Consider the following 21060-nt stretch of genomic DNA (forward strand, 5'->3'; position numbering starts at 1 on the left):
CCACGCCCCTGTCGGAGCCCGGGTCATCTGCGTTCCGTTTTTTCGTCAGTTATTCAGAAAAACAAAAGCCCCGCCTGTTGGCGGGGCTTCGGATCCTTGCGGTCCGTAATTACTCAGCAACGATGCTAACGTACTTACGATTCAGCGGACCTTTAACTTCGAACAGGATTTTACCAGTCGCGGTTGCGAACAGGGTGTGATCCTTGCCCAGACCAACGTTGGTGCCAGCGTGGAACTTGGTGCCACGTTGACGAACGATGATGCTACCAGCCAGAACTGTTTCGCCGCCGAAACGCTTAACGCCCAGGCGTTTAGCTTCAGAATCGCGACCGTTGCGGGATGAACCGCCAGCTTTTTTGTGTGCCATTTATCGGACTCCTCTAATTAAGCGCTGATGCCAGTGATTTTGACTTCAGTGAACCACTGACGGTGGCCCGCTTGCTTACGATGGTGCTTACGACGACGGAACTTGACGATAGTCACTTTCTCGCCACGGCCGTGAGCCACAACTTCAGCTACAACCTTGCCACCTTCAACGAAAGGAGCACCTACTTTAAAAGTGTCGCCTGCAGCAACCATCAGAACTTCGTTGAAGTCGATAGTAGCGCCAGTCTCAACGTTCAGCTTTTCCAGACGAACGATTTGACCTTCGGCCACACGGTGTTGTTTTCCGCCGCTTTGGAATACCGCGTACATTTGATTAACTCCGTAAAGGCATGTCTTTTGCTCAAGGCTAGACATGCGCAAAAACCTATAACAATGGGCGGGCATTCTACGCAAATCGATCTGCTCAGGCAAGGCCAATTTAGCAAAAAGTTTATTTTGTGCGCATATCTGCCGCCGTGGATAAACGCCTAACTGTAACCCATTGTGAAATCGTGTAGAATCCCTGCCATTACTAAAATCGCAGTTATTGCTGCTGTCACGTTACGAGACTTATGGACCAACAGACTATCCGTGCGCTCTGTGCCGCCGACATGACGGCGGTCAATGAACTGATCCTGGCCCGACTCCAGTCCGACGTTAGTCTGATCAATCAGCTGGGTTTCTACATTGTCAGCGCCGGCGGGAAACGGATGCGCCCCATGCTGACCGTGATGGCTGCGCGTGCGCTGGGCTATGAGGGTGAGGATCACCTGAAACTGGCCGCCATCATCGAATTCATTCACACCTCTACCCTGCTGCATGACGACGTGGTCGACGAATCTGACCTGCGCCGCGGCCGGGAGACCGCCAACGCCATGTTTGGCAATGCCGCCAGCGTGCTGGTCGGTGACTACCTCTATAGCCGCTCCTTCCAGATGATGGCCGAACTCTCCAACCTGCGGGTCATGGAGATCCTCTCGGACGCCACCAACACCATCGCCGAAGGGGAAGTGTTGCAGCTGATGAACTGCAACGATCCGGACACCACCGAAGAGAGCTACATGACGGTCATCTACTGCAAGACCGCCAAGCTGTTCGAGGCCGCCACTCGGCTCGCCGCCGTACTGACCCATCAGCCCGAGCCCGTCGAGCAGGCCATGACCGATTACGGCAAGTATCTGGGCACCGCGTTCCAGATCATCGATGACGTGATGGACTATTGCTCCCAGAGTGAAGAGATGGGCAAGAACGTCGGTGACGATCTGGCCGAAGGCAAACCGACCCTGCCGCTGCTGCGCGCCATGGAAGTGGGCACACCGGAAGAGCGTCAACTGGTGCGCGATGCTATCGAGCACCGCAACGGTATGGAGCATCTTGAGCAGATCCTTGGGATTCTCGACCGTACCGGCGCGCTGGAGTACTCCCGCATGCGGGCCCGGGAAGAGGCCGACAAGGCCATTGCCGCTCTCGCCATCCTGCCTGACTCCCCGCACAAGCACGCACTGGAAACACTGGCCCACATGGCCGTGCAGCGCAGTGCCTGAGTAAACGACATGCATGAAAAAAGAGGCCTTCGGCCTCTTTTTTATTGTCTGCTATCTGCTGGACTGTGCATTGCGCCAGACTCAGCGACTCAGCATCCAGAGGATCACGCTACCCGCCACCACTAGCGAGCCGCCGATACGGCGCAACTGCTCCGCTGGCTGATCGCTCAGCAGCCGCAACATCTGCTGCCATGCCCTGGGCATCAACAGCGGGCCGAGCCCCTCGAACAACAACAGCAATCCCAACCCCATCAGCATGGATGTCAGCATCCGACCTCCTTCAATGCAACCAGCCACCCGGGTCGATGGCTAGCGTTGGCGCCAAAAACAAAAGGGTCTGACAATGCAGACCCTTTGAATGTGACCTCGTGGCGATTACTGCTTGGTGCCGTGAGGAGACTTAAGGTAACGGAAGAACTCGCTGTCCGGCTTCAACACCATCAGGTCGTTGCCACCGGCGAAGCTCTTGCGATAGGCCTCCATGCTACGCACGAAGCTGAAAAACTCGGGGTCTTTCTTGTAGCTGTCGGCATAGATCTTGGCGGCTTCCGCATCCCCTTCACCGCGCAGCTGGCGAGCGTTACTCTCGGCGTCGGCGATCATGACGGTCACCTTGCGGTCGATATCGGCACGCAGGATTTCAGCCTTCTCGCGACCCTGAGAGCGGTGCTCACGGGCGACTGCGGTACGCTCAGCGCGCATCCGCTGGTAGATGGAGTTGGAGACTTCCACCGGCAGGTTGATCTGCTTGATCCGCACATCCACCACCTTGATACCGAGCTCGGAGGAGCGCGCCATCTTCTTCAGGGCATCTTCCATCACGGTACTACGCTCACCGGAGACGATATCCTTGATGGTGCGGTTACCGATCTCGGAACGCAGACCGTTGTTGATCTTGCGCTTGAGCAGATCTTCAGCCTGCAGCTTGTTGCCACCACCGGTTGCCAGGTAGTACTTGGAGAAGTCCTCGATCTTCCACTTCACGTAGGAGTCGATGATCAGATCTTTCTTCTCGGAGGTGACAAAACGGTCGGCCTGGCTGTCAATGGTCTGGATGCGGGCATCCATCTTGCGAACCTGGTCGATGAGCGGCACCTTGAAGTGCAAGCCCGGCTCATAGAGGCGCGGCTCACCGGAGTCAACCCGCTTCACCTTGCCAAACTGCACCACAATCCCCTTCTGACCTTCATCAACGATAAAGACAGAAGAGAAGCAGACCATGGCCGCGACAGCGATTGCACCAATAGCTAGCTTTTTCATCTATCAGTTTCTCCCTGAGCTGAAGCGGTCACCGCTACGCAGCGGCGTTGTCGGCGTAGAGTTGGCACCCTCGTTGGAAACGGGGGCCTGCTCTGCGACCGGGGCGACAGTGGCACGATCAGACTGGGCTGCATTCGGCTTGCCGGACAGCTTGTCGAGCGGCAGGTAGATCATGCTGTTGTTGCCAGCCGGCATGTCGACCACCACCTTGTTGGCCTGCTGATAGAGCTCTTCCATCGTTTCCAGATAGATACGCTCACGGGTCAGCTCGGGGGCCGCCTGATACTGGGGCAGCAACTCGTTGAAGCGAGCGACTTCACCCTGGGCTTTCAACACGATCTGGGATTTGTAAGCTTCCGCTTCCTGCTCCAGACGCTTGACCGAACCACGCGCCTTCGGCTCCACTTCACGAGCGTAGGCTTCCGCTTCACGAATGAAGCGCTGTTCATCTTCCTGAGCGGAGATGGCGTCATCGAAGGCGTCTTTCACCTCTTCCGGCGGACGCGCCGGCAGGAAGTTGACGTCGACGATCTGCAGACCCATCTGGTAGGGCTCGATGATGCCATCGATCACCTGCCAGGTCTCCTGACGCACCTTCTCACGACCGGTAGTCAGCACGTCATCCATCCGGGTATGACCCACCACGTAGCGCAGGGCGCTATCGGTAGCCTGGCCCAGACTCTCGTCGGCATTGGTCACGCTGAACAGATACTGCTCGGGATTGACGACACGGTACTGTACGTCCATCTCGACCCGTACCACGTTCTCATCCTGAGTCAGCATGAAACCGGAAGCAGGCAGGGAGCGCACGGACTCGACGTCCACCGGGATCACTTGATCGATAAAGGTCGGTTTCCAGCGCAGGCCCGGCTCGACAATATGGGAAAACTTGCCAAACCGCAGCACGGCACCACGCTCCGCTTCGCGAATGGTGTAGAAGCCGCTGACGACCCACACCACCACAGCCACAACCAGCGCGATGGAGATACCAAAGCGACCTATATCGCCGCCAGATTTGCCGCCACCAAACAAGCCACCGAAACGGCGACTCACTTTGCGCAGCATTTCATCCAGATCAGGGGGTCCCTGATTCTTGCCGTTATTCCCCCAAGGGTCACGGTCTTTGCCGTTGTTACCAGGCTCATTCCAAGCCATCAGCGTCTCCATTAATACATGCGGATGGATATCATCTCTACCGGGCCATCATACGTTGAGAAGCCCCTAAGGGTTCATCTTCTTCGACGAATCAATGCCTGATAAAGCGTTGTAAACTCTCACCTTCCTGTTTCACGAGGCGGTTCCAGTCGGCCACTTGCAAGCGGACTTCCAGCACGAAATCACCCTCCTCGCTAAAACCTTCCTGCTCAATCCCTTTCAGCTGATAGAGCGCACTGCGCAATCTCGCGGCAGAAGGAGGCAACTGCAGGGTGTGATGCACCATGGAGCCAGCCAGCAATTCGGTCAGCGCCGTAAACAGATGCTCACAACCTTCACCGGTCTGGGCAGACAGCCAGACGCGCAACGGGCGCCCCTCGTCATCTCGCTCCAGACCTGCCGGACGATCCGCCAGCTTGTCGATCTTGTTGCAGATCATCAGCTGGGGCCTGTCATCGGCTTCAATCTCGGCCAACACCTGCTGCACGGAGTCGATATTCTCCTGCATCTGCTCATCGGCACAGTCCACCACATGCAGCAGCAGATCCGCTTCACGGGTCTCCTGCAGGGTCGCCTTGAAGGCCGCGACCAGATCATGGGGCAAGTGCCGAATAAATCCAACTGTATCCGCCAAAATCACATCACCCACATCCCGGATCACCAGTTTACGCAGGGTGGGATCCAGAGTTGCGAACAATTGGTCGGCAGCATACACGCTGGCAGCTGTAAGTTGGTTGAACAAAGTGGACTTTCCGGCGTTGGTATAACCAACCAGTGACACCGTCGGCACTTCGTTGCGGTTACGGGCGCGGCGTCCCTGCTCCCGCTGCTTGGCCACCTTGTCGAGCCGACGCAAAATCGCCTTGATGCGTTCCCGCAGCAGACGTCGGTCAGTTTCAAGCTGGGTTTCACCCGGGCCACGCAGACCGATCCCGCCCTTTTGACGCTCAAGGTGGGTCCAGCCTCGCACCAGACGAGTGGAAAGATGGCGCAACTGGGCCAGTTCGACCTGCAGTTTACCTTCGTGGGTACGGGCGCGCTGGGCAAAGATATCGAGGATCAGGCCGGTTCGATCCACCACCCGGCACTGGAACAGACGCTCCAGGTTGCGCTCCTGGGCGGGGGTCAGGGCATGGTTGAAGATCACCACGTCCGCCGCCAGCATCTGAACCTGGGACGCGATCTCTTCAGCCTTGCCGCTGCCGACAAAAAATTTGGCACTGGGCGCACTGCGACTGGTGGTCACGACCCCCAGCGCATTGACTCCGGCCGAGCTCACCAACATCTTGAGCTCTTCCAGATCCTCCCGCTCACCCTCATCACTGAAGTTGACATGCACCAGAACGGCCTGTTCGCCAGCTTCATAACGGTCAAACAAGCGCTTGCTCCTTAACAGGAATCATGATGAATCTGAGTTGGCGAGTCGACTCGCCCAGGGATATCACGCCTCGGCATCACCCTGTTCATCAGCCGCGCCACCCGGAGTGGGCTGGTGATGATTGACGGCACGGGCCGGTACAACAGTCGAGATGGCGTGCTTGTAAACCATCTGGCTAACGGTGTTTTTCAGCAGGATAACAAACTGGTCAAAAGACTCGATCTGACCTTGCAGTTTGATGCCGTTCACCAAATAGATAGAAACAGGAATCCGCTCACGGCGCAGCGCATTCAAAAACGGGTCTTGGAGAGATTGCCCCTTAGCCATTTTTCTTTTCCTTATAGTTTGTTGTTTTTAAACACCGAATATCAATATAACAACCTGATTATACAGGGAGTGTCAAGCCGCACCAGCGCGAGCAAGCACGCGGGCGAGATTGCCAGACTCACCAGATTCCAACCAGGTCACGTCGGGCCAGCCACGCAACCAGGTCATCTGTCGTTTTGCCAATTGGCGTGTGGCAACAATGCCACGATAACGCATCTCATCATACCCCACTTCACCGCACAGGTAGTCCCACATTTGGCGATAACCCACACAGCGAATGGAGGGGAGATCCGGGTTCAGATCGCCGCGCGCCATCAGCGCACGAACCTCCTGTTCAAAGCCACCTTGCAGCATCTTGTCAAAACGCTGTTCGATCCGCTGATGCAGCACGGCGCGATCGCTCGGGGCGATGGCAAACTGCAGCACCCGATAGGGTAACCCCTCCCCCTGCACCTGCGTCAGCTCGGTGAGGGTCTTGCCGCTGATGCGATAGACCTCCAGTGCACGACTCAATCGCTGCGGGTCATTGGGGTGGATCCGCGCCCCGGCCACCGGGTCAATGCGCACCAGCTCGTCGTGCAGCGCCTGCCAACCGAGGCGGGCAGCCTCTTCCTCAATCCCGGCACGAATGGCGGGATCGGCGGAGGGCAATGGGGACAATCCCTCCAGCAGCGCCTTGAAATAGAGCATGGTACCGCCCACCAGCAGCGGAATGCGGCCACGGTCGGCGATCTCTTTCATCTCCCGCAGGGCATCCTTGCAAAAGTCGGCCGCCGAATAGCTCAAGGCCGGGTCAAGAATGTCGATCAGCCGGTGCGGGGCCCGCGCCAGTTCATCGGCGGTCGGCTTGGCCGTACCGATATCCATGCCGCGATAGATCAGCGCCGAATCGACGCTGATGATGTCGCAAGGCAATGCCTGGCACAGTTCAATGGCGAGATCCGTCTTGCCGGAGGCCGTCGGCCCCATCAGAAAAATTGCGGTCGGCAAGTCACTCGCCATGTTCAAACTCCTCCAGCACGGTCGCCAGCGAAAGCGGGCGCACCATGCGAATGTCTGCCAGTTGGTCACTGAAATCGGTCACAAGTTCCGTCAGCAGACGGCTGGCAGTTGAAAAATCGTATATTTTTTCGCGACTTATCCCCTGATCTACCAGCCATTGGCATAATACTTCAGCCTGCTGGCCAGCATCACTGTCAGATCCGCCCTCGATAATTTGCAGCAATTCGGGTAACAGCCTCACCAGATCGGTCTGGCGCAGCAGGGCCGGCACCCGAGTCAGGATCATGGTGTCGCGCCCGCCGCTTTTCAACTCCAGCCCCATGCGTTTGAGCAAACGTTCCTGCTCGGTCACCAGCGCGATCAGATTCTTCGGCAATTTGAAGGAGACCGGCAGCAGCAGCGGCTGGGCCGCCAGCCCCTGGCCCCAGGTCTCCAGCAACCAGTGACGCAGCAGCACCCGCTCGGCGCGAACCAGCGAGAGCAGCGCCAGCTGATTATCCCGCTCGATCAACAGGTAGGCCTGATCCACCAGCGTTAGGGCGCGACATCCCCCCTGTTTGGGTGGCGGCACTGTGTCAGTGGGCTGCTCGGTCGCAGCAGCCGTTGCGATAGGCAACGCAGTGAGCAGCGCCCCCATGCCGCGCATCGCCTCGCGGCTTGGCGGCTCGGGCGGTTGATAGTTGCTGGCGCGCGCCGCGCCCCCTTCCCGCACCTGCGCAGGCGCCCGGTAGCTGTGCTCGGCACCGTACCACTCCGGGCGTGGCGCCTGACCGGGATATTCAATCTGCGGGCTGACCGGCAACTCGACCAGGGTTTCGGCCAGCGGCGCGTCCTGATGCACGGCGCGGACCCCTTCACGACGCAGCGCGGTAAACAGCGCCTGAAAGATAAAGTCGTGGATCAGCCGCGCCTGATGGAAGCGCACCTCGTGCTTGGCCGGGTGGACGTTGACATCCACCTGACGGGGATCCAGCTCGATATAGAGCACATAGGCGGCGAAGCGATCGGGAGGCAACAGTTCGTCATAGGCCTGACGGATGGCGTGATTGATGAGCTTGTCGCGCATCATCCGGCCGTTGACGTAGGTGTATTGCAGGTCGTTCTGCGGTCTTGCCCCCTCCGGGGTCGCCAGCCAGCCCCACAGCCGCACGTCGCTGTGTTCGCTCTCTACCGCCAGCGCATGGTGCATGAAGGGGGTGCCGCAGACGGCGGCGAGGCGGCGCTCCTGCTCCGGCACGGTATTGGCGGCCTTGTACTGGCGCACCACCTTGCCGTTGTGGCGCAGGATCAGGGTGGCATCGAAGCGGGAGAGCGCGATGCGGCGCACCAGCTCGTCGATATGGGCAAACTCGGTCTTTTCGCTGCGCATGAACTTGCGCCGCGCGGGGGTATTGAAGAAGAGATCCACCACCTCCACCGTGGTGCCCACCGGATGGGCCGCCGGCTTGATGGTGACGTTCATCTCGCGCCCTTCGGCCTGCGCCTGCCAGGCCTCGGCCTGCTCGGCGGTGCGGGAGGTGAAAGTGAGGCGGGAGACCGAGCTGATGGAGGCGAGCGCCTCGCCACGAAAGCCCAGGCTGTTGATCCCCTCCAGATCATCGAGGGTCGCCACCTTGGAGGTAGCGTGGCGCGACAACGCCAGCACCAGCTCATCTTTGGCAACGCCGCAGCCGTTGTCACGGATACGGATCAGCTTGGCGCCCCCCTTGTCGATATCGATTTCGACCCGGTCGGCGCCCGCATCCAGACTGTTTTCCACCAACTCCTTGACCACGGAGGAGGGCCGCTCCACCACCTCTCCGGCGGCAATCTGGTTGGCCAGAATAGGTGGCAAAATACGGATCGGCATCATTTACTCCTGAATTTCTATCTTGCGGATGGTCAGTCCCTTAACGATCCAGGAGGACCGCTCCACCACATTACCACCGGCTGCGATCTGGTTGGCCAGAATCGGGGGCAATATACGGATCGGCATCACTTGCTCCTGAATTTCAATCTTGCTGATGGTATTCGCTAACAGCGGGAGCGGCATCGCCCGCTCCCGCGCATCAGTTTTGCGGAATGTAGAGCACCTGCCCCACCTGAATATCCCGCGACTTGAGCTTGTTGATCTCCACCAGCCGCGCCTGACTCACCCCATGCTTCTCGGCAAGGCGGGAGAGGCTCTCGCCCCGCTTGACCACATGGCGGATCATCTGCGACTTGTCGTCACTGCGAACGGGAGCGGCACTGCGGCTCTGCCCCTGTTGGGGGATATAGATGGTCTGACCAATCTGAATATCCCGGCTGCGCAGCTGGTTGATCTCCACCAAAGTGGACTGACTCACCCCATGCTTCTCGGCAAGGCGGGAGAGGCTCTCGCCCCGTTGGACCACATGGCGGAGCATCCGCGATTTGTCATAGTCGCCCACGCTGCTGACCGGCGCTCCGGTCTCTTGCGCTGCTGCCGAATAAGGCTTGATCACCCCGGCACCAGAGCCGGTCGCCGCACCGCCGTCGCGGGCAGTGGCGGGCATCTTGTTACTCACCACCGGCTGCAACTGTACCTGTCTGGGCTGGCTCACCGGCTGCTGGGCGACCGGCGCAGACCGAGTGGTCGCGGCAGGTCGGCTCGCCTGCCCCTTGCCAGTCAGCATGGCCCCCTTGGTCGGGTGGGCACGGTAGTAGTTGCGGATCCCCTCGAAGATGGCGCGGGCCAGCTGGTCCTGATAGCTGGCGGTGGCCAGCAGCTTCTCTTCCGCATGGTTGGAGATAAACCCGGTCTCCACCAGCACAGAGGGAATATCCGGCGCTTTCAGCACTGCCAGACTGGCGTGTTCCGGCGCCTTCTTGTGCAGTCGGGCAACCTTGCCCATGGAGCGCAGGATCTGGCGGCTGACGTCATATCCTTCGGCACGGGACTTGTCCATGGAGAGGTCGAGGAAGGTCTGCGCCAGATAGGGGTTGGGATCGGATTCCGCCAACACCTTGCCGACACCGCCCAGCAACTCGCCCTGCTTCTCCTGCTTCTCCAGCCAGCTGCCCATCTCGCGGTTGGCGCGGTTGGTCGACAAGACCCAGACCGAGGCACCACGGGGAGTGGAGTTATGGAAGCTGTCCGCATGCACAGATACCAGCAGATCGGCCTTGGCCTTGCGGGCAATCTCGGAGCGCTTGTTGAGGTCAACGAAGTAGTCGCCACGACGGGTCAGCACGGCGCGCATCCCCGGCTCGCGGTCGATCAGCGCCGCCAGCTTCTGGGAGACCGCCAGCGTGACCCGCTTCTCGTAGGTACGGCGCGGGCCGATGGAGCCCGGATCTTCCCCGCCATGGCCCGGGTCGATGGCAATCACCACCCCCTTGCCCTTGCCACCGACAGGCGTGGATTGCACCGCAGCCGCCGAGCGCTTCTCTTCATAAGGCAGGTCGATGACCAGACGGTGGCCATAAGGCCCGGCTGGCGCCAGCGGAAAGACCACCGGCTTGATGGCGGAGCTGAGATCCATCACCAGCCGCAGACCGCCCTTCTCCAGCGGCGTGCTCTGGCGGATCTTGCGCACCAGTTCGCTGTTGTTCTCGATCCGCGCCAGATTGGCGGCGTTGCTCGCCCCTTTCAGGTCGATCACCAGCCGATCCGGGCCGGTGAGGGTGAAATAGTTGAAGTTGGGGGCGCTGCTCATGTCGAGCACCACCCGGGTATTATCCGGTGATGGCCAGATTCGTACGCTCTTGAGCTGATTCGCCCAGGAGGGTAACGCCATCAAAGAGAGAGCAATAACAAGGATCAAGCGCACGTAGATGACAACCGTTCCAGAATGGCTTCGCCAATAGCAGTGCGGGCCTCTATCAGAACCTCGCGCTGCTCGCCTACATAAGTGAGGGTAATTTCCAGGTCGGGAGCCGGTAACCAGCCCTCGCCCTTCTCGGACCACTCCACCAGACAGAGAGTGTTGGCGGCAAAATAGTCCCGAATGCCCATGAATTCCAGCTCTTCCGGATCAGCCAGGCGATAGAGATCGAAATGGTAGACTTGCCAGCCATCGAGCTCGTAGGGCTCGACCAGGGTGTAAGTCGGGCTTTTTACCTTGCCCTGATGGCCAAGGCCCTGTACCCAGCCGCGGGTCAGGGTGGTTTTACCGGCGCCAAGCGTGCCATGCAAAAACACTGTGGTCGCCTGCTGGCAAGCCTGTGCCAGACGGCCACCCAGTGCCACGGTTGCTGCCTCGTTCGGCAGTGTCATCATCAACTGTTTTGCCATGTTCTTCTTTTTAACTTGTTATGGTGTCGGGATTAACCAGTCTGCGGATCAGCGGCAGCAGATCTGACGCCAGCATGCCCCGCTCGCCGTCGGCGGCGGCCTGATCTGCGGCCTCGCCGTGGATCACGGCGCCCAGCCAGCTTGCCATGGTGGCAGACCAGCCCTGGGCCAAAAGGGCGGCGATTATACCAGATAACAGATCACCCATGCCGCCACTTGCCATGCCGGGATTGCCTTCACAACAGAGAGCGACCCGCTCGCCGTCATAAATAAGTGTTCCCGCCCCTTTTAACAACACCACACCGCCATAGCGCCGCTGCAACGCCTGCACGGCGGCAAACCGGTCGGTTTCAATCTCGGCAATGGTGCATCCCAGCAGTCGCGCCGCTTCGCCGGGATGGGGCGTGAGCACCCAATTATCCTGATGGCGGGGAGATTGCGCCAGCCAATTCAATCCATCGGCGTCCAAAACCAGTGGCAGCCGATCGGTGAGATAACGGGCGATTTGCCCCCTTCCCCACTCATCCTGACCGAGGCCGGGGCCAATGACCTGCACCGACGCCCACCCCTCGTCATCTGTGGTGATAAGGCTCATCAGCTCGGGTTGATAGAGGCTAACCGGCGGATGCTCCGGATGTTGGCACACCCGCACCAGCCCGGCCCCCGCCCGCAGGCAGGCGCGGGCTGCCAGCACGATGGCCCCCTGCATGCCGCGATTGCCCCCCACCAGCAGCACCTTGCCATAAGAGCCCTTGTGGGAAGCGCGCTGGCGCGGGGTCAGTTGCGTGCTTAGCAGTGGATAATCGATGCGCCAGGCGGCGGGCGAAATAGCATCATCTGGCGTGACGCCAAGGGGATCACAGTCGAGCAGGCCGACGCAATCCACCCCGTCGCCGGTGAGCATCCCCTGCTTGATCCCGATAAAGGTGAGGGTGCGAGTGGCCTGCACCACGGCCCCCATGGCACGGCCGGTATCGCCGTTGAGGCCGGAGGGGAGATCCACCGCCAGCACGGGCACAGCCAAGCCATTGATTGTTGCGACGATCTTTGTCAGTAGCGGCGAGAGGGGGGTGTTGACGCCGGTGCCAAGCAGGGCATCGACCACCAGATCCGGGGCAGGCTGCTGGGCACCATCAAACTGCTCGGCCAGCCAGACCCGGCCACCGGCCGCCAGCCACTCATCGGCGGCCCGTCTGGCATCCCCCTTCAGCTGGTCGGGTGCTCTGGCGGCAATCACCACCACCTCGATGCCGATCTGGCGGGCAAGGCGGGCCAGCACATAGCCATCACCGCCGTTATTACCGGGGCCGACGAAAATCCACCAGCAACGACTCTCGGGCCAATGCAGGGTGGCATAGGTGCGCAGTGCAGCACCGGCTCGCTCCATCAGGGCATAGAGAGGTTGCCCCTCACGCGCGGCCCAGTTGCGCTCCAGTGTGCGGATCTGTTCAGTCTGCCACAGCCCCTGTGGTAAACTGCCCCCCTCTTTTGTGCCCAACGCGCCCCTGATGATCTCTACCATGACGGCTCCCGCCTCTTATCAATCGACCCACGCCAGCCAACTCCGGCCAGGCCAAGCCGCATGAGCGCACCTGACTTCCACCAGCTGGCCCACGATATCAAGCTCTGGGCACGGGAGCTAGGATTTGACCAGGCGGGCATCACCGACACCGATCTGCGTATCGAAGAGCCGCGATTGCAGGCCTGGCTGGATGCGGGCTATCACGGCAGCATGGATTACATGGCGCGCCACGGCATGATGCGCGCACGCCCCCACGAGCTGCTGCCGGGCACGGTGCGGGTGTTGTCAGTGCGGATGAACTACCTGCCATTCGAGGCGGGCTTTGCCGCCACCCTGCGCGATCCGACCCTCGGCTATATCAGTCGCTACGCCCTCGGCCGCGACTACCACAAGGTACTGCGCAACCGGCTCAAACAGCTGGGTGATCGCATCGAAGCGCGCTGTGCCGAGCTGTTTCAAGGCACTGAAGAGACCTTGGGTGAGTGGCGCCCCTTCGTTGACTCCGCCCCCATCCTCGAGCGGCCGCTGGCAGCCAAGGCGGGCCTCGGCTGGGTTGGCAAACACTCACTGCTGCTCAACGAATCGGCCGGCTCCTTCTTCTTTCTCGGTGAGCTGTTGCTCAACCTGCCGCTGCCGCTCGACCAGCCGGTAGCGAAGGAGCTGTGCGGCAAGTGCGTCGCCTGCATCAACATCTGTCCGACTGGCGCCATTGTCGCCCCCTATGTGGTGGATGGCCGCCGCTGCATCTCCTATCTCACCATCGAGAACGATGGCCCTATTCCGGAAGAGTTCAGGCCCTTGATGGGCAACCGCATCTACGGCTGTGACGACTGCCAGCTTATCTGCCCCTGGAATCGCTATGCCGATGCCAGCCCGGAACCCGACTTCAGCCCGCGTTCCAGCCTGCACCGCCCGCCCCTGCTGGCGCTGTGGCACTGGAGCGAGAGTGATTTTCTCAAGCAGACCGAAGGGAGCCCGATCCGCCGCATCGGTTACCAGCGCTGGCGCCGCAATCTGGCGGTCGCCCTCGGCAATGGCCCGGCAACCCCCGAGGTCATCGCCGCCCTGCAACTGGGGCTGACCAACGCCGAGCCCATGGTAGCCGAACATATCGAATGGGCGCTGGCCACTCTTACCCGGCGTCAGGATGAAGAGAACAAGAAAACCCGTTTGCTGATCCGCTGCATCGAAAAAGGTCTGCCGGATCACGCATAAGTGATCTGCCCCTTGCCGGATTGCTGTACTTTTTTCATGCTCTGCCGACCCGCAGTGACCAGAACACCGTAATCAGTATCAGCTGGTCGGCACACAACAAGGACAACACAGATGCATATGTTGGGAGTGGATATTGGAGGCTCTGGGATCAAGGGCTGTCTGGTGGATACCAAAACCGGCGAACTGATCGGCGAGCGCCATCGCATTGCCACGCCGCAACCGGCCACCCCGGCCGCCATCGCCCATACCCTCAAGGCGCTGGTCGAACACTTTGACTGGAAAGGGCCGGTGGGTTGCGGCTTTCCCGCCACCATTCACAACGGCATTGCCAAGAGTGCGGCCAATATCGACAAGAGCTGGATTGAGACCGATGCCGAGCATCTGTTTGCCGATGTCACCGGCAAGCCCTGCTATGTGCTGAATGATGCCGATGCCGCCGGTCTGGCCGAGATGCGCTTTGGCGCCGGTAAAGATCGCAAGGGGGTCATCATCCTCATCACGGTCGGCACCGGCATCGGCACCGCCATCTTCGTCAACGGCCACCTGCTGCCCAACACCGAGCTGGGTCACCTGATGCTGGAAGGGATGGTGGCCGAGCACTACTGCTCCGATGCGGTGCGCAAACGGGAAGATCTCTCCTGGAACCGCTGGGGCAAGCGCTTCAACAAGTATCTGGCGCGCCTCGAGTTTCTCTTCTCCCCCGACCTCTTCATTCTGGGGGGCGGCAGCGCCGCCAAGCTGGATAAATTTGTCGATCGCATCGAGACCCGGGCACCGCTCATTCCAGCGGCCAGCCTCAATCAGGCGGGCATTATCGGGGCCGCCCTCTACGCGGCCGAGCGGCAGGGCTGATCGACGCTCACCGCCAATCAGCAGAGAGCAAATGGAAAGGGCCCGGCACTGCTGCCGGGCCCTTTTGCTTGACCGCTATCTTGCGTGTTTGGCGCTTATCACCCGTTACATGTCATCGAGTCGGTGTACCCCGTGCACCAGTCGGGTCAGGCGGGTCTGCTCCAGCCCGGCCAGATTCTCGAGCAGGGTGGTGGTGGCCGGTGTCGGGCACTCCCGGGCCAGATGGCCCAGCTCGCCCACCAGCTGCTCTTCCCAGCGGCACACCTGAGTGACGATATCCTGGGTCTGGGCCGAGGCCGGCAGCTCGAAGCGGGTGATGGCGGGCACCATATCCTCGCTGAAACTCTGGTTCAACCAGGTCTCCCTCACCGCCTCTCCCAGCTGGGCGGCATATTCGTGCAGATGGGCACTGGCCGCATCCTCACGCCCTTGCAGATAGACCAGCAACATCCGGCTACGTTCGCTGTCCACCTGACTGGTCAATCGCCCGTAGCAGAGCCCGAGCTGGTGATGAACCTGTTCAAGATAGTGCAGCAACTCTTTGATCTGTTGGAATCTCATCGCACTGCCCTCCATGCTGTCGGTATCATCAGTATAAAAAACAAGCGCCACCGACCCAATCCCTATCCGAGCCCCCCTTGCGCTGCATCAAGGTTGATGCCGACAAAGGGGCGGACAGGTGATCCGGTCGCGAATAGGGAACGATTTGTGCAGCTATTTGTGCAACTATGGTGGCGTTTCAGGCTCGACACCTGACATGAGTGACATCGGGCTGACACACTAATAAAACCAGCGTTTACCCGATATAAACCATCTTTAATTCGGCCATATACCAAACTGGCGAAACAGGATCTGGATGCGAGACATATCCACCCAGATCGTTATCCACCAGACAGATATCCTTATCACTTTTTTAGACGTCTAGACGTAAAAACATGCGTTGACACGGCCATCCAGACATCTTAGCATCATCCTCCATGATGGCAGAGTAACCCAGTGGAACCTCTGCCCAATTTCCCCGCCTGTAGCGCCCTGTGCTGTAAGGCTGTTAGCACGGAAGAATCCATGATTAAGTTGAAAGGTCTCAACAAAGTCTACGGTACAGGCAGTGACGCCGTGCACGCCCTGCGTGATGTGAGTCTGCATGTACCCCAAGGCAAAATTTTCGGGGTGATCGGTGCCTCCGGTGCCGGCAAGAGTACCCTCATTCGTTGTGTCAACCTGCTGGAGCGCCCGACAGAGGGCCAGGTGATTGTCGATGGCCAGGATCTGGTAGCCCTGAGCGAACGGGATCTGACCCAGGCTCGCCGCCAGATCGGGATGATTTTCCAGCACTTCAACCTGCTCGCTTCCCGCACCGTGTTTGCCAACATCGCCTTTCCGCTGGAGCTGGCAGGCTGGAGCAAAGAGCAGATCCAGCAACGGGTTGCCGAGCTGCTGGCGCTGGTCGGGCTGGAAGCCCGTGCCCATGCCTATCCGTCCGAGCTTTCCGGCGGTCAGAAGCAGCGTGTTGCCATTGCCCGCGCACTGGCACCGGCCCCCAAGGTGCTGCTCTGTGACGAGGCCACCTCGGCCCTCGACCCGCAGACCACCCGCTCGATCCTGACCCTGCTCAAGGAGATCAACGTCAAGCTGGGGCTCACCATCCTGCTCATCACCCACGAGATGGATGTGGTGAAAGGGATCTGTGACGAAGTGGCCATCATCAGCGACGGCCGTCTAATCGAGCAGGGCGAAGTGGCCTGGTTCTTCAGCAACGCCAAGACCCAGCTGGCCCGTGACTTCATCCACTCCACCATCCATCTGGAGGTACCGCAGGAGTATCAGGATCGGATGAGCAGCGAGCGGGTGCCAGGCAGCTATCCGCTGGTGAAGCTCGGCTTTACCGGCAGTACGGTCGATACGCCGCTGATCTCCGAGGCGAGCCGCCGTTTCAATATCGACATCAGCATTCTGAGCGCAGACATCGAGTACGCCGGTGGCGTCAAATTCGGTTTCCTGCTGGCCGAGCTGTTCGGGGATGAAGCCCAGTGCGAGGCAACCCAGCAGTTCCTCATCGACAACCACATTCAGCTGGAGGTAATGGGTTATGTCCGAAGCCATGATTAATCTGCTCATCACGGCCCTGGGCGACACCCTGATCATGGTGTTTGCCTCCGCCCTGTTCGGCTGCCTGCTGGGCCTGCCGCTTGGCGTGGCACTGCACGTCACCAAGGCGGGCCAGATCCTGGCCAACCCCTTGCTCAACCGTACTCTGGGCATGGTGGTCAACGTGGGTCGCTCGGTGCCCTTTATCATCCTGCTGGTCGCCATCATTCCGCTGACCCGGCTGATTGTCGGCACCAGTATCGGCACCATCGCCGCCATCGTGCCGCTGACCGTGGGTTGCATCCCCTTCATCGCCCGTCTGGTGGAAGGAGCCCTGATGGAGGTGCCGGATGGCCTGCTGGAAGCGGCCAAGGCGATGGGCGCCAAGCCGCTGCAAATCATCACCAAGGTGCTGCTGCCCGAGGCTCTGCCCGGCATCCTCAACAGCGTCACCATTACCCTCGTCACGCTGGTGAACTACTCGGCCATGGCCGGGGCCATCGGTGGCGGCGGTCTGGGGGATGTGGGTATTCGTTATGGTTATCAGCGCTTTGACCCGACCGTCATGCTGGTGACCGTGGTTATCCTGGTAGTACTGGTTCAACTTATCCAGAGCGCGGGTGAGCGCCTGGTCCACAAATGTGATCATCGTTAATCGTCGATTTCTGACAGGAGGTTTTATGAAATTTGGCATCAAATCCGTTGCGGCTGCGCTGCTGGCTGGTCTGGTTCTGGCCGGTTGCGGTCAAAAAGAAGAGAGCAAGGTTCTGAAAGTGGGCGCCATTGCTGGCCCCGAGACCGAACTGGTTGAAGTGGCGGCCAAGGTCGCCAAAGAGAAATACGGTCTGACCGTCGAGATCGTCAACTTCTCCGACTACGTCACCCCGAACGTGGCGCTGAACGATGGCAGCATCGACGTCAACGCCTTCCAGCACAAACCCTATCTGGATGCGCAAGTGCGTGATCGCGACTTCAAGCTGGTGCCGGTTGGCAACACCTTCGTCTACCCGATCGCCGGTTACTCCAAGAAGATCAAGGCGCTGAGCGAACTGAAAGATGGCGCCCAGATCGCGGTACCGAACGATCCGACCAACCTGGGTCGCTCGCTGATCCTGCTGGCCAAACAGGGTCTGATCACCCTGAAGGATGGCGCCGGTCTGGAAGCCACCGTGCTGGATATCGCCAGCAACCCGCGCAACTTCAAGATTGTCGAACTGGAAGCTGCCCAGCTGCCCCGTTCACTGGAAGATGTGGATCTCTCCATCATCAACAACACCTTCGCCGGTCAGATTGGTCTGACCCCGACCGAAAACGGCCTGTTTGTTGAAGACAAGGAGTCCCCCTACGTCAACCTGATCGTCGCTCGCGACAACAACAAGGATGACGAGAAGGTCAAACAGTTTGTCCAGTCCTATCAGACCGACGAGGTCTACAAGAAAGGTCTCGAGCTGTTCAAAGGCGGCCTGGTAAAAGGTTGGTAATTGCTCACTTGGCAAAAAAGGCCACGCAATGCGTGGCCTTTTTTATTGGCGCCGCTATCATATCCGCGAGCACGGCAACACGAACATACTCATAACATGAAAAAATGGTATCTGGCCTACTGCAAGCCAAAAGAAGAGGCCCGCGCCCGCGCCCACCTCGATGCCCAGGGTATCGAATCCTATTACCCCATGGTGGAGATCGAGAAGCTGCGCCGGGGCAAGCGAGTTCCGGTACGGGAACCCATGTTCCCCAACTATCTGTTTATCTTCGTCGATCTGGAAGAGGTGACACCGGTCACCCTGAAATCGACCCGTGGCATCAGCCGGATCATCCACTTTGGCAGTGAATGGACCCCGATCAGCAGCAAGCTGGTCTATCAGCTGATGAGTCGTGATGACAGCGACGAGGCACGAGCCTGCTACGCCAACCTGCCCTGCTCGGGCGACAAGGTACTGATTGAAGAGGGGCCACTGGCTGGCTTCGAAGCCATCTATATGGAGCCGGATGGGGATAAACGGGCGATTTTGCTGGTCAGTCTGCTCAATCGCGAGACCACCAGCAGCTTCGATAACCACGCCTTCAGACGGCTGGACTAAACCAACAGTCCAAACGACCGGATAAATGGCAAGGGCGGGGTGATCCCGCCATCTCATGCCTCAAGATCAAAGCGGGAGATCACCGCCGTCAGCTTGCCGGTATCGCCAGCCAGTCTGGCTACGATCTCCTCCCCCTGCTGACTGCGTTGGCAGGATTGCCGACTGAGCGCGGCAATATCATCGACCGTCCCGGCAACCTCGGCAGCCACCCGCGACTGCTGCTCGGTCGCCACCGAAATGGCCTCCAGTTGACCCGACAGCGACTGCACCAGCTGGTTCATGGCACTCAGGGTATCGGTCACCAGGCCGACTGCATCCCGCCCCTGCTCCACCAGTCGGGTACCGCTGCTGACGGTACTCACCGTCTGGCGAGTCTGTTGGGAGATGGCCGCAATGGTCTGGCTGATCTCGGCGGTTGATTGATGGGTGCGGGTCGCCAGCTGGCGTACCTCATCGGCCACCACCGCAAACCCGCGTCCCTGCTCGCCTGCCCGCGCCGCCTCGATCGCCGCATTGAGGGCCAGCAGGTTGGTCTGCTCCGCGATCGTGGCGATCACCTCGGTGATCTGCCCCACCTGTTCGCTCTGATGCGCCAGCAGCCCCATGGCCTCGTTGGCCTGCCCAATCATGGCGGCAATCTGCTGCATGGCGTCGGTCATCCGCGCCAGCGCGGCCTGCCCCTGTCGGGTCTGCTGCTGCACCTGCTGGGCGCCACCTGCCGCGGCGGCGATATTGCCAGCCACATCCCGGGCGCTGACTGACATCTGATCGATAGCCGCCGCCACCGCATCGACCCGCTGATCCTGCACCGTCAAATCCACTACGATGGCCCGCGTGGTGCTACCCACCTCACCACAGGCTTCTTCTACCTGCCCCACCGCCCCCTGCAACTCACCTACCAACTGGCGCAGTTGGACAGACATCCGGTTGATGGAGCCAGTCAATTCTCCCAACTCATCCTGCCCCGTTATCGGCAAGGGCCGGGCTGCCAGTCGGCCATCGGCAACCTGCCCCGCCCGGGTTACCAGGCTGGCAATGTCACGAGTCAGACGGCGGCTAAAGAGCCAGGCGACCAGCATGCCAAGCACGATGGCACTGCCGGTAGCCAGCAGCAGGGTCTGGTTGATGGCGCTACCGGCACGGGTCATCTGCGCCGCGATCTGCGCCACCTCGGCGCGGGTTTTGCCCACCTGCTGGACCAGCTGTTCACTGAGAGTGGACTGCATCGGCTCGATGTCGGTGGCCATCAGGTAGTTGGCCTGATCCCAATCGGGCGCCTGGCGCTTCTCGATCACCTGCCCCACCAGCACGGAGAAGGGAGTCGCCATCTCTTCAAACAGCTGCCAGAGGCTCTGCTGGGTGTCGGTAAAGAGCGCGGCTTGCTGCTTCACCTCTGCCACCCGCTGCTGGTGAAACTGGTAGTAATCCTGATATTTGCTGCGGTATTCGGGATCGCCTGAGATAAGAAAATCCCGCAGGGCGGAGAGGGCGTTGGCGAGGCTGTTGTAGGCATCCCCCACCTGCTTGAGCAGCATGCGGCGATCGCCGGAGAGTTGATCCTGCGCAGTGCCAACCTCCTCATTGGCAAAGGATTGCAACTGATCGAGTGCCGCCTCCGCCAGCGGCCCCGCCTCCTGCAGCATCAGGGTGTGGGCAGGCAGATTCTCTTCGCTCTGGGCGATGGCCCACACCTTCTCCTGATGGCTTTTGAAGGTCTCGAGGGACTGGGCGAGCGCCGGGCTGAATGTCTGATGGGCGATGGCCTGCCAGGCTGACTCCCACTCCTGCTTGAGGCGGGAGGCCTGAGCCGGATCCTTGCCGAGGATCAGGTAGCCACGCAAGGCAGAGACGGTGGCCACCAGCGCCTTCTGGCTCGCCTCATCCCGCTGCAGAGCGGGCAGCGCCTGCTCCAGCAGGGTGTATTGGGCCTGATTGATCTGGGTAAGCCGGTAATAGACCAGGGTGGAGGAGAGCAGCATCAGCAGGTTGATAAAACCGAAGCTGAGCAACAGCTTGCTTGAGATTTTCATGAACAT

General features: G+C 60.1%; 22 protein-coding genes. 7 read left to right on the top strand and 15 right to left on the bottom strand.

What is annotated here, in order from left to right:
• Positions 1–109: 109 nt before the first annotated feature.
• Together rpmA and rplU are read right to left on the bottom strand one after the other, a co-directional pair.
• Complete coding sequence (gene rpmA, locus PG888_RS08865) at positions 110–367, bottom strand: 50S ribosomal protein L27 (RefSeq protein WP_005339028.1); 258 nt, start codon at positions 365–367, stop codon at positions 110–112.
• A 17-nt stretch (positions 368–384) separates the two neighbouring features.
• Positions 385–696, bottom strand: coding sequence for a 50S ribosomal protein L21 (gene rplU / locus PG888_RS08870; RefSeq protein ID WP_005304210.1), 312 nt, complete (start codon positions 694–696; stop codon positions 385–387).
• A 242-nt stretch (positions 697–938) separates the two neighbouring features.
• On the opposite strand from rplU, the gene ispB reads away from it, so the two are divergent.
• Complete coding sequence (gene ispB, locus PG888_RS08875) at positions 939–1910, top strand: octaprenyl diphosphate synthase (RefSeq protein ID WP_005339034.1); 972 nt, start codon at positions 939–941, stop codon at positions 1908–1910.
• An 81-nt stretch (positions 1911–1991) separates the two neighbouring features.
• Here ispB and PG888_RS08880 read toward each other — a convergent pair whose 3' ends face one another.
• The 11 genes from PG888_RS08880 to PG888_RS08930 form a co-directional block, all read right to left on the bottom strand.
• Positions 1992–2180: a DUF2065 domain-containing protein gene (locus PG888_RS08880; RefSeq protein WP_111900703.1), complete on the bottom strand. Its 189-nt coding sequence runs from the start codon at positions 2178–2180 to the stop codon at positions 1992–1994.
• Between the two features lie 105 nt (positions 2181–2285).
• A complete protein-coding gene (gene hflC / locus PG888_RS08885) occupies positions 2286–3170 on the bottom strand; it encodes a protease modulator HflC (protein ID WP_005339038.1) in 885 nt (294 codons plus the stop codon).
• A 3-nt stretch (positions 3171–3173) separates the two neighbouring features.
• Positions 3174–4325 (bottom strand): FtsH protease activity modulator HflK, encoded by a 1152-nt coding sequence (hflK, locus tag PG888_RS08890; protein ID WP_182938909.1) that lies wholly within the window; start codon positions 4323–4325, stop codon positions 3174–3176.
• Positions 4326–4416: 91 nt separating this feature from the next.
• Positions 4417–5703, bottom strand: coding sequence for a ribosome rescue GTPase HflX (hflX, locus tag PG888_RS08895; protein WP_033135815.1), 1287 nt, complete (start codon positions 5701–5703; stop codon positions 4417–4419).
• 63 nt (positions 5704–5766) lie between these two features.
• On the bottom strand, positions 5767–6030 hold the full coding sequence (hfq, locus tag PG888_RS08900) for an RNA chaperone Hfq (RefSeq protein WP_005339045.1): 264 nt from the start codon (positions 6028–6030) through the stop codon (positions 5767–5769).
• Positions 6031–6102: 72 nt separating this feature from the next.
• Positions 6103–7032 carry a tRNA (adenosine(37)-N6)-dimethylallyltransferase MiaA gene (miaA, locus tag PG888_RS08905; RefSeq protein ID WP_162518046.1) on the bottom strand — a complete coding sequence of 310 codons (930 nt, stop codon included), beginning with the start codon at positions 7030–7032 and terminating at the stop codon, positions 6103–6105.
• The gene (gene mutL, locus PG888_RS08910; protein ID WP_182939708.1) at positions 7022–8881 is read right to left on the bottom strand and encodes a DNA mismatch repair endonuclease MutL; all 1860 of its coding nucleotides are present in this window, start codon (positions 8879–8881) and stop codon (positions 7022–7024) included. Before mutL ends, miaA begins: the two co-directional genes overlap by 11 nt.
• Positions 8882–8884: 3 nt before the next feature.
• Positions 8885–9064: a hypothetical protein gene (locus tag PG888_RS08915; protein WP_042059932.1), complete on the bottom strand. Its 180-nt coding sequence runs from the start codon at positions 9062–9064 to the stop codon at positions 8885–8887.
• Between the two features lie 16 nt (positions 9065–9080).
• Complete coding sequence (locus PG888_RS08920) at positions 9081–10772, bottom strand: N-acetylmuramoyl-L-alanine amidase (protein WP_232093610.1); 1692 nt, start codon at positions 10770–10772, stop codon at positions 9081–9083.
• Positions 10773–10795: 23 nt separating this feature from the next.
• On the bottom strand, positions 10796–11269 hold the full coding sequence (tsaE, locus tag PG888_RS08925; RefSeq protein WP_182938907.1) for a tRNA (adenosine(37)-N6)-threonylcarbamoyltransferase complex ATPase subunit type 1 TsaE: 474 nt from the start codon (positions 11267–11269) through the stop codon (positions 10796–10798).
• 10 nt (positions 11270–11279) lie between these two features.
• Positions 11280–12791, bottom strand: a complete 1512-nt coding sequence (locus PG888_RS08930) for an NAD(P)H-hydrate dehydratase (protein WP_182938906.1) — start codon at positions 12789–12791, stop codon at positions 11280–11282.
• Positions 12792–12851: 60 nt separating this feature from the next.
• On the opposite strand from PG888_RS08930, the gene queG reads away from it, so the two are divergent.
• Positions 12852–14006, top strand: coding sequence for a tRNA epoxyqueuosine(34) reductase QueG (queG, locus tag PG888_RS08935; RefSeq protein ID WP_182938905.1), 1155 nt, complete (start codon positions 12852–12854; stop codon positions 14004–14006).
• A 111-nt stretch (positions 14007–14117) separates the two neighbouring features.
• Positions 14118–14858, top strand: a complete 741-nt coding sequence (gene ppgK, locus PG888_RS08940) for a polyphosphate--glucose phosphotransferase (protein WP_042059923.1) — start codon at positions 14118–14120, stop codon at positions 14856–14858.
• Positions 14859–14963: 105 nt separating this feature from the next.
• Here ppgK and PG888_RS08945 read toward each other — a convergent pair whose 3' ends face one another.
• Positions 14964–15419 carry a hypothetical protein gene (locus PG888_RS08945; RefSeq protein ID WP_058053064.1) on the bottom strand — a complete coding sequence of 152 codons (456 nt, stop codon included), beginning with the start codon at positions 15417–15419 and terminating at the stop codon, positions 14964–14966.
• Positions 15420–15923: 504 nt separating this feature from the next.
• Here PG888_RS08945 and metN point away from each other — a divergent pair.
• The 4 genes from metN to rfaH all read left to right on the top strand — a co-directional run bounded on the left by metN (position 15924) and on the right by rfaH (position 19024).
• Positions 15924–16967 carry a methionine ABC transporter ATP-binding protein MetN gene (gene metN, locus PG888_RS08950; protein ID WP_058053063.1) on the top strand — a complete coding sequence of 348 codons (1044 nt, stop codon included), beginning with the start codon at positions 15924–15926 and terminating at the stop codon, positions 16965–16967.
• The gene (locus PG888_RS08955) at positions 16948–17601 is read left to right on the top strand and encodes a methionine ABC transporter permease (RefSeq protein ID WP_042031786.1); all 654 of its coding nucleotides are present in this window, start codon (positions 16948–16950) and stop codon (positions 17599–17601) included. The genes metN and PG888_RS08955 overlap by 20 nt, the downstream gene beginning before the upstream one ends.
• Positions 17602–17626: 25 nt before the next feature.
• Positions 17627–18427, top strand: coding sequence for a methionine ABC transporter substrate-binding lipoprotein MetQ (metQ, locus tag PG888_RS08960; RefSeq protein ID WP_075113702.1), 801 nt, complete (start codon positions 17627–17629; stop codon positions 18425–18427).
• 96 nt (positions 18428–18523) lie between these two features.
• Positions 18524–19024: a transcription/translation regulatory transformer protein RfaH gene (gene rfaH, locus PG888_RS08965; protein ID WP_042059913.1), complete on the top strand. Its 501-nt coding sequence runs from the start codon at positions 18524–18526 to the stop codon at positions 19022–19024.
• 53 nt (positions 19025–19077) lie between these two features.
• On the opposite strand, the gene PG888_RS08970 is transcribed toward rfaH, so the two are convergent.
• Positions 19078–21054, bottom strand: coding sequence for a HAMP domain-containing methyl-accepting chemotaxis protein (locus PG888_RS08970; RefSeq protein ID WP_182938904.1), 1977 nt, complete (start codon positions 21052–21054; stop codon positions 19078–19080).
• Between the last annotated feature and the right edge of the window lie 6 nt (positions 21055–21060).

Source organism: Aeromonas sp. QDB23 (genome assembly GCF_027707745.1).
GTDB lineage: Bacteria > Pseudomonadota > Gammaproteobacteria > Enterobacterales > Aeromonadaceae > Aeromonas > Aeromonas allosaccharophila.

Bases quoted from the DNA above. Each gene is read 5' to 3' on its own strand.
- PG888_RS08955 (WP_042031786.1), top strand. From the start codon at position 16,948: ATGTCCGAAGCCATGATTAATCTGCTCATCACGGCCCTGGGCGACACC.
- queG (WP_182938905.1), top strand. From the start codon at position 12,852: ATGAGCGCACCTGACTTCCACCAGCTGGCCCACGATATCAAGCTCTGG.
- metQ (WP_075113702.1), top strand. From the start codon at position 17,627: ATGAAATTTGGCATCAAATCCGTTGCGGCTGCGCTGCTGGCTGGTCTG.
- hflK (WP_182938909.1), bottom strand. From the start codon at position 4,325: ATGGCTTGGAATGAGCCTGGTAACAACGGCAAAGACCGTGACCCTTGG.
- ppgK (WP_042059923.1), top strand. From the start codon at position 14,118: ATGCATATGTTGGGAGTGGATATTGGAGGCTCTGGGATCAAGGGCTGT.
- ispB (WP_005339034.1), top strand. From the start codon at position 939: ATGGACCAACAGACTATCCGTGCGCTCTGTGCCGCCGACATGACGGCG.
- hfq (WP_005339045.1), bottom strand. From the start codon at position 6,030: ATGGCTAAGGGGCAATCTCTCCAAGACCCGTTTTTGAATGCGCTGCGC.
- PG888_RS08970 (WP_182938904.1), bottom strand. From the start codon at position 21,054: ATGAAAATCTCAAGCAAGCTGTTGCTCAGCTTCGGTTTTATCAACCTG.
- PG888_RS08915 (WP_042059932.1), bottom strand. From the start codon at position 9,064: ATGCCGCTCCCGCTGTTAGCGAATACCATCAGCAAGATTGAAATTCAG.
- PG888_RS08880 (WP_111900703.1), bottom strand. From the start codon at position 2,180: ATGCTGACATCCATGCTGATGGGGTTGGGATTGCTGTTGTTGTTCGAG.
- mutL (WP_182939708.1), bottom strand. From the start codon at position 8,881: ATGCCGATCCGTATTTTGCCACCTATTCTGGCCAACCAGATTGCCGCC.
- rpmA (WP_005339028.1), bottom strand. From the start codon at position 367: ATGGCACACAAAAAAGCTGGCGGTTCATCCCGCAACGGTCGCGATTCT.
- tsaE (WP_182938907.1), bottom strand. From the start codon at position 11,269: ATGGCAAAACAGTTGATGATGACACTGCCGAACGAGGCAGCAACCGTG.
- metN (WP_058053063.1), top strand. From the start codon at position 15,924: ATGATTAAGTTGAAAGGTCTCAACAAAGTCTACGGTACAGGCAGTGAC.
- rfaH (WP_042059913.1), top strand. From the start codon at position 18,524: ATGAAAAAATGGTATCTGGCCTACTGCAAGCCAAAAGAAGAGGCCCGC.
- PG888_RS08920 (WP_232093610.1), bottom strand. From the start codon at position 10,772: ATGGCGTTACCCTCCTGGGCGAATCAGCTCAAGAGCGTACGAATCTGG.
- rplU (WP_005304210.1), bottom strand. From the start codon at position 696: ATGTACGCGGTATTCCAAAGCGGCGGAAAACAACACCGTGTGGCCGAA.
- PG888_RS08945 (WP_058053064.1), bottom strand. From the start codon at position 15,419: ATGAGATTCCAACAGATCAAAGAGTTGCTGCACTATCTTGAACAGGTT.
- hflC (WP_005339038.1), bottom strand. From the start codon at position 3,170: ATGAAAAAGCTAGCTATTGGTGCAATCGCTGTCGCGGCCATGGTCTGC.
- PG888_RS08930 (WP_182938906.1), bottom strand. From the start codon at position 12,791: ATGGTAGAGATCATCAGGGGCGCGTTGGGCACAAAAGAGGGGGGCAGT.
- miaA (WP_162518046.1), bottom strand. From the start codon at position 7,032: ATGGCGAGTGACTTGCCGACCGCAATTTTTCTGATGGGGCCGACGGCC.